Origin of the sequence: Streptococcus iniae (genome assembly GCF_030732225.1) — a bacterium.
GTDB classification, from domain to species: domain Bacteria; phylum Bacillota; class Bacilli; order Lactobacillales; family Streptococcaceae; genus Streptococcus; species Streptococcus iniae.
This window is the reverse complement of record NZ_CP132230.1, coordinates 1004245-1018627: the sequence shown is the minus strand read 5'-3', so window position 1 is coordinate 1018627 and position 14383 is coordinate 1004245. Positions and strand designations below refer to the sequence as shown.

Genomic DNA, 14383 nt, shown 5'->3' with positions numbered 1-14383 from the left:
ATTATGCTAATCTTTTAGTCATTTGTCAAGTTATTATACTTAAAGGAGAATTGTCAAAAAATTATTTTAGTTAATAATCTGGCCTTAAAACTCCTTTTGCCACCGCTGGTGCAGATGTTTTTTCAAGAACGATATTAATTATTCTTTCTGCTTCTTCTGCATTACAAGCAACAAGAGGTAATCTTAATGGCCCTGCTTCAAAACCAAGATGATTCAATACCGCCTTCACAGGAGCTGGACTTGCAACTGAAAAGAGTGCATTAACCTTTGGTAAAAATTGTCTTTGTATTTTAGCTGCTTCTTTAATTTGACCTGCTTCAATAGCTTGAAACATTTGATAGATAGTGTCACCATTTGTATGGGAGGCAACACTAATCACCCCATCCGCTCCCAAATTCATAGCATGAAAAGCTTGCCCATCTTCTCCTGTATAAATCAGAAAATCTTTTGGTTTATTCTCTATCAGATAAGCAAGGTGATCCAAGTTGGTACAATCTTTAACACCAATGATATTAGGATGTTCTGCTAACCTTAACAAGGTATCCGGATGGAGATCTACAACAACTCTACCAGGAATATTATAAATCATAATTGGTAAATCACTAGCCTCAGCAATGGCAATAAAATGCTGATAAAGTCCTTCTTGACTTGGTTTATTATAGTAAGGAACAATAGCAAGACCTGCGGAAAAACCGCCAAACTGGGAAACTTCTTTAGCAAAATCAACTGAATCTCGTGTATCATTTGTACCGATACCAGCAATAAGTGGCACGCGCCCCTTAACAATTTTTTGAACTTCCAAAAAGAGTTCTAATTCTTCTTCATGCGTCAAGGTCGGGCTTTCAGCTGTAGTTCCAGCTAAAAGTATAGCTTGGGTATGATGCTTTAAAAGATGTTCAATTAAGTCTGGGAGAGCAGTAAAATTAATAGAGCCATCCTGATGAAATGGGGTAATTAAAGCTGTGATAATCTGACAATTTTGTAATTCTTTTAAAGACATAGGCATTCCTTTCAACATCTCTTTAGAGACAAGGTTTAGAGTAACTCAAACTTCATTTCTTGTGTCGGTCTAATCAAAGCTCTTTCGTGTAAGGTTTCAGCGATTTGAACCGAATTCCAGGCAGCCCCTTTTAAAAGGTTATCTGAAACAACCCACATATGGAGCCCATTTGCAATATCCAAATCCTTGCGAATTCGACCAACAAAGGTTTCCTTTGCTCCCACTGCATTAACTGCTTGTGGGTAAACTTGATGAGCAACATCATCTTCCAAAACAGCTCCCGGAAATTGAGCAATAGCTTGCTTTACTTCTTCAATAGCTGCTATTTTTTTCGTTTCAATATAAATGGATTCCGAATGGGCAGATAAGACTGGAATTCTAACACAGGTTGCTGATACTTTTATATTGTCATCAGCCATGATTTTTTTAGTTTCCTTAGTCATCTTCATTTCTTCATAGGTGTAATCATTATCTGTAAATACATCAATTTGTGGCAAAGCATTAAAGGCAATAGGATAATGTTGCTTATCACCAGCAGAAGGTAAAATAGTTGCTGTGACGTCTTTTGGATTATAGCCTTCATTAATCACTTGACTATACTGATTCATGGTCTCATTAATTGCAGATTGACCTGCACCTGAAACTGCTTGGTAGGTTGAAACGATAATACGGTCTAATCCCCATTTTTGACGAATCGGCTCCAAAGCAACCATCATTTGAATCGTCGAACAGTTTGGACAAGAAATGATGCCATGGTGCTTATCAAGAGCTTCTGGGTTAACCTCTGGAACAACTAAGGGAACATCTGGGTTCTGCCTAAAAAACGAGGTATTATCAACAACAACAGCTCCAGCTTTAACAGCATATGGCGCAAACCTTGCTGATATTGAGCCTCCTGCTGAAAATAATGCAATGTCAACCCCATCAAAGGCTTCTTTCGTGGTCTCTTCAATGACAACTTCTTCATTTCTAAAAGAAAGGGTTTCCCCAGCAGAGCGTACTGAAGCAAGTAATCTCATTTTGGAAATAGGAAGTGATGATTCTTCAAGCATTTTAATCATCTGAGTTCCCACAGCACCTGTAGCCCCAACAACAGCAATTGTATAACCTTGCATAGTATTACCTCAATAATTTAAATTTTCTAAAAATTTGTTTGAAGACTATTATAGCTTATTTCTCCAAAATTGCAAAGAAATAAAAAAACCTTTACCAAAACGGTAAAGGTGCGGGGCACTCCACTTGTGAGTGTGATAAAGAGGTTCACACAATTTATCAAAGTCGGCTCCTGCCTTAATGACCTCCCCAGCGCAAAAGTGGTCTTAGACCACAATCGACTCATCGCATAACCCTATCATACCAGATTAACTGATATATTACAAGAGAGGTGCAATTGTTTTTACTAACAAGCCTACAATCTTTTGATGCCAAGGACGCTCTTCAAGCATTTTATAGGTGACTAACTTGGATTCTGCTTGTGCTTCTTGGAAATCTTTAACAATATCTGCGATAGATGCTGTGCGATACAAATAAGTGGCACATTCAAAGTGATGGTACAAACTGCGATAATCTAAATTAATAGAGCCCACAACTGCTTTAGTATTATCACTGACAAAAACTTTGGAATGAACAAAGCCTGGTTCATATTCATATATCTTGACACCAGAAGACATTAAAGCTTTGTAGTAAGTTTTAGCCAAAGCATAAGGAATTGGTTTATCAGGTTTTCCTGGCATCAGAATCCTAATATCTACACCACGTTCAGAAGCAAAACGAATGGCATGTTCCAATTCACTATCTAATATTAAATAAGGTGTCATAATATAAACATATTCTTTAGCATGATTAAGAATATCAATATAGACATTTTCACCAATTTTATCATGATCCAAAGGAGAGTCTCCATAAGGAATGACATAACCATCTGTTGGAAGTTGCTGCTGATGATGAGAAAGATAAGGTTCAATGACAAGGTCATCTTCTGTTATTGACCACATTTGTAAAAAGAGAATTAAAAAACTATCAACTGCTTCGCCTTTTAGCATCAAGCCAGCGTCTTTCCAACGACCAAATCGTTCAATTTCATTAATATACTCATCTGCTAAATTTATGCCACCAGTAAAGGCCACTTCTCCGTCTATAACAACTATCTTACGATGATCTCTGTAATTATAGTAAGTTGTGATAAAAGGTGAGATGGGAGAAAAAGATTTGGCCTTAATACCAATTTTCGCCAATCTTTCAGCATAATCAGATGATAAGGTAGATAACTCATTCATACCGTCATACAGGACACGAACCTCAACTCCCTCTTTCACTTTTGCTTCTAAAATGCTTAAGATTTCTCCCCACATGAGCCCCTCAGCAATAATGAAAAATTCTAAAAAAATGTACTGTTTCGCCTTTAGAAGCTCTTCTTTAAAGGTTTCAAAAAAATCTTCTCCTCCAGAAAAATAAGAACTCTGAGTATTATTATAAACTGGAAAACTTGCTCGACTTCTTTGAAGGTATTGAACCAGATGGTAAGTCGTTGACGTGTTGTCTTTAAGAATTTCGACAACGGCCTCATCATCTTTTAAATAAGGTCTACTAAGCTCAACTAAATGACTAATACGCCTTTTTAAGCCTCTATATCCAATATCATACTTCGTATAGAAAAAGAATAAACACCCTAATAAAGGAGCTATCATAACCAAAATTAGCCAGGTCACACGAGAAATAGCATCCATTTCAGAATTGACTAAATAAAGAACAACAATAATTGTAAAAATTCCCTCAACAATGGTTAAGCCATAACTATATTGTTCAATCCAAACATAGGATTTCATAATAAATAGAATCTGGATAAAAATGAGGAGAGCAATAATTGTTGCACGGCTAAAAATCCCTCGCAAAACCCCTCGTTTGCTTTTATGTAATAAATGTTTGACCTTAATTTTTTTAGCGATGATGCTCACCTCCACCATTTGTATTTATTTCCTTCATTATATCATAGATTTTAATGAAATTTCCCATGTAACCACCAACATTAACCTATGCATTCTAGACACAAAAAAGAGGATTACTCCTCTTAGATGCTTAGTTTTAAAATAAGCCAATAGCTGCACCTTTATCAGAAACATCCATGTTTAATGCTGCGGGGTGTTTTGGAAGACCTGGCATAGTCATCACATCTCCAGTTAAGGCTACGATAAAGCCAGCACCAGTTTTAGGGACAAATTCACGAATAGTGATATCAAATGCCTCTGGTGCTCCTAGTAAACTTGGATCATCTGAAAAACTATACTGGGTTTTTGCCATACAGACTGGTAACTTATCCCAACCCAAGTCGGCAAATTGTTTAAGCTGCGCCTGAGCTTTAGCAGAATAGTGAACAGATTGTCCACCGTATATCTTCTTAACAACAGCTTCAATTTTAGCTTCTAATGTGCTTTCAGACTGGTAGAGTTCTGTAAAATGAGAAGTCTGTGAATCGATAACAGAAACAACCTTTTCTGCTAATTGAACACCTCCCTTAGCCCCATTTTCCCAAACACTTGCCAGTTCAACTGGTACATTAATCTCCTTGCAAAGTTCTTTTAAAGCAGCAATTTCTGCATCTGTATCCGTAAGGAATTCATTAAGCGCAACGACAACTCCAACACCATATTGGCGCATGTTCTCAACATGTCGTTTCAAATTAGCAAAACCTGCCTTAAGAGCATTCATATTTTCTAAATGCAAGTCTGATTTGCCAACACCACCATGCATTTTCAGCGCTCTAAGTGTTGCCACAATAACAATTGCTGAGGGAGGAGTTGGTAGGTTTGGAACTTTGATATCTAAGAACTTTTCAGCGCCCAAATCTGCTCCAAATCCTGCCTCTGTAACAACATAATCTGCAAGTCCAAGTGCTGTTGTGGTCGCTAAAACAGAGTTACAGCCATGTGCTATATTGGCAAAAGGGCCTCCATGAACAAATGCTGGTGTTCCATAAATGGTTTGAACAAGATTTGGCTTAAGGGCATCCTTTAGAATCAAGGTTAAGGCCCCCTCTACCTTTAAATCTCTAACATAAACCGGCTTACGATCTGTATTATAGGCAATAACAATATTAGCTAAACGATTTTTTAAATCTTTTAAATCCCTTGCAAGACATAAAATTGCCATGATTTCTGAGGCAACTGTGATATCAAAACCATCTTCGCGAGGAATACCGTTCATAGGACTTCCTAAACCAACAATAACACTCCTAAGAGCGCGATCATTCAAGTCCAAGACCCGCTTCCAAATAATACGCCTTTGATCAATGGAGAGCTCATTTCCCTGTTGCAAATGGTTATCAATCAATGCTGACAAAGCATTATTTGCAGTTGTAATAGCATGCATGTCGCCAGTAAAGTGAAGATTAATATCTTCCATTGGCAAAACCTGCGCAAAACCACCACCTGCTGCCCCTCCTTTAACGCCCATAACAGGACCTAAAGAAGGTTCACGTAAGGCCAGCATTGTTTTTTTACCAATCTGATTAAGGGCGTCAGCTAATCCAATACTCATAGTTGATTTGCCTTCACCTGCTGGAGTTGGGTTAATTGCTGTCACTAGAATCAATTTCCCTACTGGATTGTTTTTAACAGTATCAATTTTATCAAAGGATAATTTTGCTTTGTATTTCCCATACAATTCAATATCGTCGTAGTCAATACCTACTTTAGCGATGATTTCTGTAATTGGTTTTAAACGAACACTCTGTGCAATGTCGATATCTGATTTCATGGAAACTCCTTTGCTTTACATAATAGGCATATTATATCATATCTGATTTAAGAAGAGATATGGGGACGTATCATTATTTTTGGGGTAAAAGCTATTTTCCTCTCCTTAAAATCTTAAGCATTCTTCTCTAAAAAGGCCTTATCTTTTAACTCTTTAAAGTCTGACATCAGCTCAGAATGACAATTTAAGGAACGTAATTCAAAACCTAACTGCCTCAATGCTAATTGAAGGCGTTCTGTCACTTCTGATAAACTAAAGGGATAATCTAAGAGTTCTGATAGATTTGCCATGGATTCTGGAATAACTTCTGGATAATCTACCTTACTCTGCTGATTATTTTTTCCTTCGTCATAAAAATCCGCAATCAGTTGACCACGTTTGCTTTGATTCCCATTGACACTTAAATAAATGGATACAAGAATTGCATTTTTTATGCGCCTTTGTGCTAATCCTGCAAATTTTCGCCCCGAAATACTTAAATCATAGTTTCCAGGACAATAGGAGCCTTCTATTTTATAATGGTCAATTTTTTGGTAAAAATCTGAAAAACTAGTCCGAATCAGCTCAACCATTAATAGATAAGCATTTGAAATACTTATTTTCTCTGTCATATTATCTGGTATGATAAGTGAAGCATTTAGTATTCCCTCATCAGCAACCACTGCTAAACCACCAATATTTCGCACAACAGGATAGAAGCCTTTAGCTTCTATTGTTTGTTTGGCACTAGCAAAACAAGGAAGTTCTCTATCAAGCATTCCCAGAATAACTGCATTTTCCATTGGCCAAATATGTAAAATCATTTGATTAGGATTACGGTTAAGTTCTTTTAAAAAGACATCTCCCCAAATGAAAGGATCTCTCAACTTATCAGGCTCTGTGATTTTTTCTTGATGAACTTGTACAAGCAGATGATTCAAATCTCTTATTGTAATCACGTTTCCCCCTTTTAAATTTGCTTAGTCCCTCTATATTAGCCTAAAATAGTTCATTTTACCACCCTACACTTTTTGATTGAGCATTTCTTTCAAAAAAACATACTTGAATAAGAAAGAGCCTAACCCACACGCGCCTTTCATTTACTAATACTTTATTTTCTGTTAAAATATGGCTATGAAAATTTTAATAACATCTGGCGGAACAACAGAAGCCATTGACTCAGTTCGTGGCATTACCAATCACGCTACTGGAAAACTTGGAAAAAGCATTGCTGACCTTTTTTTAGATAAAGGTCACCAGGTGACTTTGGTAACAACTGCAAGTGCTCAAAAACCGCATCAAAGAGAAAACTTAACGATTATTGAAACGACCAATGTCCATTCCTTATATGAGTGTTTAAAAACCCAAGTTCCTAAACATCAGGCTTTGATTCATAGTATGGCTGTCTCTGACTATAGTCCAGTTTATATGACTGACCTCCTTGAGTTGGAAGAAACAAAAGATATCAAAAGCCTCTTGCATAAACAGAATAGAGAACGTAAAATTTCATCTCAATCAGATTATCAGGTTTTGTTTTTAAAGAAAACACCGAAAGTGATTTCACAGGTAAAAAAATGGAATCCAAACATTTTACTCATTGGTTTTAAACTATTAGTTGATGTTGACCAAGAACAACTCATAAAAGTTGCCAGACAAAGTATTTTAAAAAACAAAGCCGACTATATCCTAGCTAATGATCTTAAAAACATTACAGACAATAATCATCATGCCTTTTTAGTAAGTGATGAAACCTATCTCCCTTTAGAGACCAAAGAGCAAATTGCTCAGGCAATTTATAAGAAAGTTGTGACAAGTAATGACTAAAAGAATAACACTTGCTGTAACAGGCAGTATTTCTGCATATAAAGCTGCTGATTTAACCAGTCAACTCATCAAAAAAGGCTATCATGTGACTGTTCTAATGACACAAGCAGCTCAAGCTTTTATTACACCATTAACCTTACAAGTTCTCTCAAAAAACACCGTTCACCTTGATGTTATGGCTGAAGATGACGTCCAAAAGGTCAATCATATTGATATCGCTAAAAAAACCGATTTATTTATTGTTGCCCCTGCTTCTGCTAATACTATTGCCCATTTATCTTATGGCTTTGCTGATACTATTGTGACAAGTGTAGCACTTGCTCTTCCCATTGAAACACCACGTTTACTAGCTCCCGCTATGAATACTAAAATGTATGATAACCCAATCACTCAGGACAACTTGAAGCGTCTTAAAGCATATGGTTATCAAGAAATTGAACCCAAGTCTAGTCTTTTAGCTTGTGGTGATCTGGGTAAAGGAGCTTTAGCAGATATTGCATCTATTATCAGCACAATTGATGCAAAACTAACAGTATGAAAAGCTTTTCATTAACTAATAATTTTTGTATAATATAGAAAAAATTTAATGGAGATTACCAAATTAATGAACAAACATAAATCTTCTGATATCGCAAGAATTGCTATTTTCTTCGCTATCATGTTGCTCATTCACTTTATTAGCTCACTCGTATTTAATTTGTGGCCTGTACCAATCAAACCAACTCTAGTTCATATTCCTGTTATTGTGGCATCAATAATTTATGGCCCAAGAGTAGGAACATTTTTAGGAGGATTAATGGGCTTGATGAGTCTGATTACAAATAGTATCGTACTTCTTCCAACAAGCTATCTCTTTTCACCCTTTGTTACTAACGGAAATCTCTATTCTTTGATTATTGCGATAATTCCGCGTATGTTAATTGGTATTTTACCTTACTATACTTATAAGTTATTGCATCACAAAGTTGGCCTACTTCTTTCAGGAATTGTTGGCTCATTGACTAATACATTCTTTGTCTTAAGTGGTATTTTTATCTTTTTTGCACCAGTATTTGGTGGAAATATTAAGGCATTGCTTGCAAGTATTGTCTCAACAAATGCTATCGCAGAGATGCTTATTTCTGCTATTGTGGTAACCGCTATCGTCCCCACACTCGAAAAACTTAAAAAATAATTGTTGAACTAGCTAGTTACTTTTGTAACTGGCTTTTTCTGAAAATTCCAAGCTGAAAACTCCTGTAAATATCTGTAAAAAAATGAGTGATTTTTTCTTATGAAAATGGTATAATGAAAGCGTTTAAAAATATTAAGGAGAATGTAATGACTTATACAGAAAATTATCAAAAATGGCTTAATGCCTCAAACCTCCCTGATTATCTAAAAGATGAACTTCTTGCAATGGATGAAAAAACAAAGGAAGATGCTTTCTACACAAACTTAGAGTTTGGAACTGCAGGTATGCGTGGTTATATTGGTGCAGGAACAAATCGCATTAATGTTTTTGTTGTTCGTCAAGCTACTGAAGGGTTAGCAAAATTAGTAGAATCAAAAGGGCAAGCAGCCAAAGATGCTGGTGTTGCTATTGCATACGATTCCCGCCACTTCTCACCTGAATTTGCATTTGAATCAGCACAAGTATTAGCTGCTCACGGCATCAAATCATATGTCTTTGAAAGCTTGCGCCCTACACCAGAATTATCTTTTGCGGTTCGCCATTTAGGTGCCGTTGCGGGCATTATGGTAACAGCAAGTCATAATCCAGCTCCATTTAATGGCTACAAAGTTTATGGTGCTGATGGCGGCCAAATGCCTCCTGCAGACGCAGACGCCCTCACAGACTACATTAGAGCTATTGAAGATCCATTTTCTATTGTATTAGCTGACTTAGAAGACTCAAAATCTAATGGTCTCATTGAAGTTATTGGGGAGGCTATTGACACAGAATACCTTAAAGAAGTTAAAGATGTTACTATCAATCAAGAACTTATTGATACCTTTGGCCGTGATATGAAAATTGTCTACACACCATTACATGGTACTGGTGAAATGTTGACGCGTCGCGCACTTGCACAAGCTGGCTTTGAGTCAGTTGAAGTTGTTGAAAGTCAAGCCAAAGCAGACCCTAATTTCTCAACTGTAGCATCTCCTAATCCAGAAAGTCAAGAAGCATTTGCTTTAGCAGAAGAATTAGGAAGAACAGTTAATGCAGATGTTTTGGTTGCGACTGACCCTGATGCCGATCGTCTTGGAGTTGAAATTCGTCAAGCTGATGGTTCTTATTGGAACTTATCTGGTAACCAAATTGGTGCCCTTATTGCTAAATATATCTTGGAAGCACATAAAGTAGCAGGAACCCTACCAGTCAATGCTGCACTTGCAAAATCAATCGTGTCTACTGAATTGGTAACAAAAATTGCTGAGAGTTATGGCGCAACCATGTTTAATGTCTTAACAGGCTTTAAATTTATTGCAGAAAAAATTCAAGAATTTGAAGAAACACATAACCATACCTATATGTTTGGATTTGAAGAAAGTTTTGGTTACCTCATTAAACCTTTTGTACGTGACAAAGATGCTATTCAAGCGGTACTTATTGTTGCTGAAATTGCAGCTTACTACCGCTCTAAAGGATTAACACTTGCAGATGGTATTGATGACATTTATAAAGAATATGGTTACTTTGCAGAAAAAACCATTTCATTGACACTTTCTGGTGTTGACGGTGCAAGTCAAATCAAAGCTATCATGGACAAATTCCGTCAAAGTGCTCCTACTAGCTTCAATCAAACAGAAATTGTTCTATCAGAAGACTTCTTAGAACAAACTGCTAAATCTGCTGATGGCACAAGTCCATTAACAACACCGCCAAGCAATGTCTTAAAATACACACTTGCTGATGATTCTTGGTTTGCTGTTAGACCATCCGGAACAGAACCGAAAATCAAATTCTATGTTGCTACTGTTGGCCAAACACTTTTAGAAGCTGAAGAAAAAATCAAAACAATTGAAGCTGAAATCAACACTTTTGTGAATTAGTAATACCAATACAGAATCAAAAAAGAAAGTTCAAATGAACTGTACCTCAAAATCTAACTTTGGGGTGCTTTTTATTTGAACTTATGTTATGAAGAAAAATCAGAAATTTATCACTTCCTAAACTCTAAAGGTATCCAACTATCAATGCCATAAAAAGGTATTGGCCAGACAAGGGCATGATAGAATCTTTCTTTTGCATACTAAAGTCAAAGATTTTCTATGCTTATGAGAAAGACTATAACTCTCTAGAGGATTTAGAACAAGCTGTTACACATTTCATTGATTATTACAACAATAATCGTATTAAAGTAAAACAAAAAGACTTAGTCCTGTGCAATACAGAACTAAGTCCTTTACTTAAAATACCATGTCCAACTTTTAGGGGCCGTTCAAAGGCGAACATTCTTTTTTGATTTAGTGAGATTTTCGTTTAAAGTATGAGACCAAACCTAAAACTAAAGCAGAAATAAGAAATACACTTCCTAAAAGTTTGTGTGATTTTTGTGAATCATTTGTTACTGGTAGGTTGCTGTCTTTTTCTTGAGATGCTTTTGTTAAAGTTGCTGATGGGCGAGCAGCTTGTAATGTTTTGATAGCTACTTTGGCTTCTTTTGCTACTTCCTGACTAACAGCACTCAAAAGCGGTGTTTTCTTATCCAACTCTAAGGGATTGTCTGACTCAGGTAAAGCTTGTTCCTGATGGTCTTCAAGAATGCCATCTGACATCTGATTCATTTTAAGCAAAGCTTCCAAAGAAAGCACATTGTAATTACCAGCTCTATCTTCCAAAACATAGAAGAATTGATCTAATTTGGTGATATCAATCGAAATCATTTCACCACTTAACTCATCTTCAATTTCCTCTGGTAACTTAAATTGCCCATTTTCATCTCTATCAAAGAACGTAAAGCTTACTGACTCATCTCCATAACGGTAATATAAACGATCACGATAAACATCATTTGACTTGCTATTAGATAGTTTTGGAATATCTAAAGTTCTTTCATTAGAATCAAATAGAATGTTCTCAGGAATTTCTGGTAAAGTTAAATCAACTAAAACAGTGAATTCAACAGATTGTTCCTTGGCACCTTTTGCAATTGGGGTATAGGTGATACGGTAAACATATTCACCTTCTTTAACAATATTTCCAGAAGAGTCTTTACCATCCCATTTTGTATTTTCAAGGACACCTTCTTTTAACTCATCAGTGTTAACATGTTTTTGAGCAAAAGGAGTTGCTTGGCTTTCCCAAATCGGACTATCTAAATGATCACTAGCAAATACTTGCGCTTTAATATCCTTAACATTTCTTAAGAAAATGCCTTTAAATGCAAGACTGTCCATATTATTATCACCATTTGGTGAAATAGCTAGGTAAGCTTTTCCATCTTTAAAATGGAAGCGACGAATAGTTGGGTCTCCGTCTTTAACATAGGAACCAAGAAAATCATCAAGAGGGATTTCTGAAGCAGATTCAATATCAAAGCCTTCTATCTTTTTACCTTCAACTAAAGACCAAGGTGTAAAAGTTGTCACTAAGCCAGTAAAATGATTATTTTTTATTTGTTGAATACTATCAACTTCAAAATCCTCTTTGTCTTGTCCTTCTTCAGGTGTGTAGTAGAAAGTACCATCAAGACTGTTATAAATTGGACTATCTAGGGCTTCTAGGTCTGCAAATGTCCCTTTAAATCCAAGGAAAGGAATAGATAGAACATTTTTAATACCATCATTTGAATCAAAATGAACAAAACCATCAACAAAATAACCGTTAATCATTTGAGCTATTAGAGAAGCATCAAAGTTACTAATATCAATTGTAAGACTTACTTCTTTTTCCTCATTTGGTGCAAGAATAACCTCTTCTTGCTCAGTTGTATACAATTTCTGAGGACGCAGTGTCATTTTACCATTTTCAGCTTTATCTGCTAAAACCGTAGCATAATACTTAAATTGTTTTGTTTGATTACCCATATTGTGTAATCTTACTTTTAAGTCAAATGTATTAGAAATATCTCCTAAGTTGATTTTTGACAACCCGTTGCTTCCTGTCAGATAAACATCAGTTGCAATAGCTTTTTTAGCATCAATTGCCCCAGCACCTTGAAGTCTTGGTGAATAATAAGTATTATCCACTGGACTAATTATCGGATCAGCTGTTGACATTAAAATATTTTTAACCAATAGCAATTGCTCTTGTGGGCTATACTGAGGGTATTTTTTCTTAACATGCTCTTGGACCAGACTAACAATTCCCATCGCATGTGGACTAGCTGAACTCGTTCCTGACATTGGCTCATAAGTGTTTTTAAGTGATGGTGAATAAAGTTCATAACCTGGAGCAGATAAATCTGGTTTCATATGACCATCTGCAGATAGTCCCCAGCTAGAGAAATTAGCCATTTGGCGACCACCTGGAACAGATACAAGTTTTTTCTTGTGATTAAAGGTTAAAGTGGCCTTATCCAGTGATTTAAGATAATCAAAATCTTCCAAACTGATGAATCCCATTGGTAAATCACCATGATAGTTTAAAGGTAATAATGGTCTCTTGTAATCTCTATGGTGAACTAGCACTCCTGCTACCCCTTTAGATTGAGCAAGTTCTGCCGTTGCTTTTGATGTTATGACAGCTTCATAATCAACAATAACAATCTTACCTTTAACATCCTTATCGAGGTAGTCATCTTCTAAACCTTTACCGATATCAATAAAATCAAGTTGTCTTCCTTTTGGAAAAGCACTAGCAACAGTTACTGCTAATTCTTTTGAATCATTATGACTTGCAACAGTGAAAACCTCACTGATATCTTCTGGAGCAACATAGGCAGCAATCGTTAATACATCATCTGTTGTTGCAGGGGTTCCAATGACTCCAAAATCGGGATTCTTAGCTAGAGGTTTAACTGGATAACCACCCATTGCAAAATCATTACCAGCAGCAACAATAAGTGCTACTCCTTTTTCACGTGCCGCATTAAGAGCTCTATGAACACTTTCTTTTAACTCATCACTTGCTTTTCCAACACTACCAAAACTCATATTAATAGCAGTAGCTCCAAGTGCCACGGCATCTTCAATAGCCAGAGCATAAAGATTTTCTTTTTCAGGAATCAGACTTGTTTTACCAACTCTCATGAACATTAATTGTGCATCTGGGGCTATCCCTTCCATTAAAAGTTCATTTTTTTTGTTGTTTACCATTGAGCCTGCTGCAATCCCTGCAACATGGGTTCCATGGTATAAATCCTCATCACCTGATTTTGGAGAATCTACTCCTTCATTATAATCATGGTAAAAAACAAGTTTATGATTTACCCATTTTCCTCTTTCAATACCATGTTCTTTTTTCTTTGCTTCTAAGTCTTCTTTACTACTGTATTTCAAATCACTGCTGTCAGCAAGATTTAACATGTCATGAGTTTGTTCAATACCAGCATCAATGACAGCAATCAGAGAACCTTTACCTCTGCCAACTTTTTCCCAAATGTCTTTAACATTCGAAGGATCAACATAGTCAATCAAAGGTTTTTGCTCTTCTCCAGAAACTGGTTCAACAGAAGCCTCTCCACTTGAAGGCTGGGCACTAACTACTGTTTCTGAAACATCGGCTAAGTCGTCTATGAGATCTAAACCTACTGTCTCAACATGAGTTGAGATAGCTGTCTCTGCAGTTGTTTCAGCTGCTGAGACACTTGTAACGTGCGTCAATAAAACACTTGTTGCAGCAAGTGATAACTGAAGCATAATCAATTTTTTCGAGTGAACTTTACTTTTCACAATATATTC

At 36.3% G+C, this 14383-nt stretch carries 10 protein-coding genes and 1 pseudogene; 5 read left to right on the top strand and 6 right to left on the bottom strand.

From position 1 onward, the window contains the following. Nucleotides 1-70 precede the first annotated feature (70 nt). From dapA to Q9317_RS05050, 5 genes are all read right to left on the bottom strand, one after another. Complete coding sequence (gene dapA / locus Q9317_RS05070) at nucleotides 71-1000, bottom strand: 4-hydroxy-tetrahydrodipicolinate synthase (RefSeq protein WP_016355997.1); 930 nt, start codon at nucleotides 998-1000, stop codon at nucleotides 71-73. Nucleotides 1001-1035: 35 nt separating this feature from the next. Further along, complete coding sequence (locus Q9317_RS05065) at nucleotides 1036-2115, bottom strand: aspartate-semialdehyde dehydrogenase (RefSeq protein WP_016355996.1); 1080 nt, start codon at nucleotides 2113-2115, stop codon at nucleotides 1036-1038. Between the two features lie 258 nt (nucleotides 2116-2373). After that, complete coding sequence (cls, locus tag Q9317_RS05060) at nucleotides 2374-3963, bottom strand: cardiolipin synthase (RefSeq protein ID WP_003099534.1); 1590 nt, start codon at nucleotides 3961-3963, stop codon at nucleotides 2374-2376. Nucleotides 3964-4081: 118 nt separating this feature from the next. Then, complete coding sequence (locus Q9317_RS05055) at nucleotides 4082-5752, bottom strand: formate--tetrahydrofolate ligase (protein ID WP_003099533.1); 1671 nt, start codon at nucleotides 5750-5752, stop codon at nucleotides 4082-4084. 113 nt (nucleotides 5753-5865) lie between these two features. After that, nucleotides 5866-6690, bottom strand: a complete 825-nt coding sequence (locus Q9317_RS05050; RefSeq protein ID WP_003099531.1) for a lipoate--protein ligase family protein — start codon at nucleotides 6688-6690, stop codon at nucleotides 5866-5868. Between the two features lie 175 nt (nucleotides 6691-6865). Here Q9317_RS05050 and Q9317_RS05045 point away from each other — a divergent pair, with 175 nt between their 5' ends. The 5 genes and pseudogenes from Q9317_RS05045 to Q9317_RS05025 form a co-directional block, all read left to right on the top strand. After that, nucleotides 6866-7555 carry a phosphopantothenate--cysteine ligase gene (locus tag Q9317_RS05045; RefSeq protein ID WP_017794671.1) on the top strand — a complete coding sequence of 230 codons (690 nt, stop codon included), beginning with the start codon at nucleotides 6866-6868 and terminating at the stop codon, nucleotides 7553-7555. Then, nucleotides 7548-8093, top strand: coding sequence for a phosphopantothenoylcysteine decarboxylase (gene coaC / locus Q9317_RS05040; RefSeq protein ID WP_003099529.1), 546 nt, complete (start codon nucleotides 7548-7550; stop codon nucleotides 8091-8093). Before Q9317_RS05045 ends, coaC begins: the two co-directional genes overlap by 8 nt. A gap of 66 nt (nucleotides 8094-8159) precedes the next feature. Next, nucleotides 8160-8729, top strand: a complete 570-nt coding sequence (locus Q9317_RS05035; RefSeq protein WP_003099527.1) for an ECF transporter S component — start codon at nucleotides 8160-8162, stop codon at nucleotides 8727-8729. A 146-nt stretch (nucleotides 8730-8875) separates the two neighbouring features. Further along, a complete protein-coding gene (locus Q9317_RS05030) occupies nucleotides 8876-10591 on the top strand; it encodes a phospho-sugar mutase (RefSeq protein ID WP_003099526.1) in 1716 nt (571 codons plus the stop codon). 108 nt (nucleotides 10592-10699) lie between these two features. Then, a pseudogene (locus Q9317_RS05025) lies at nucleotides 10700-10952 on the top strand (IS3 family transposase); the annotation flags it as partial. 53 nt (nucleotides 10953-11005) lie between these two features. Here Q9317_RS05025 and Q9317_RS05020 read toward each other — a convergent pair. Next, nucleotides 11006-14374: a S8 family serine peptidase gene (locus Q9317_RS05020; protein WP_003099525.1), complete on the bottom strand. Its 3369-nt coding sequence runs from the start codon at nucleotides 14372-14374 to the stop codon at nucleotides 11006-11008. Nucleotides 14375-14383 lie beyond the last annotated feature (9 nt).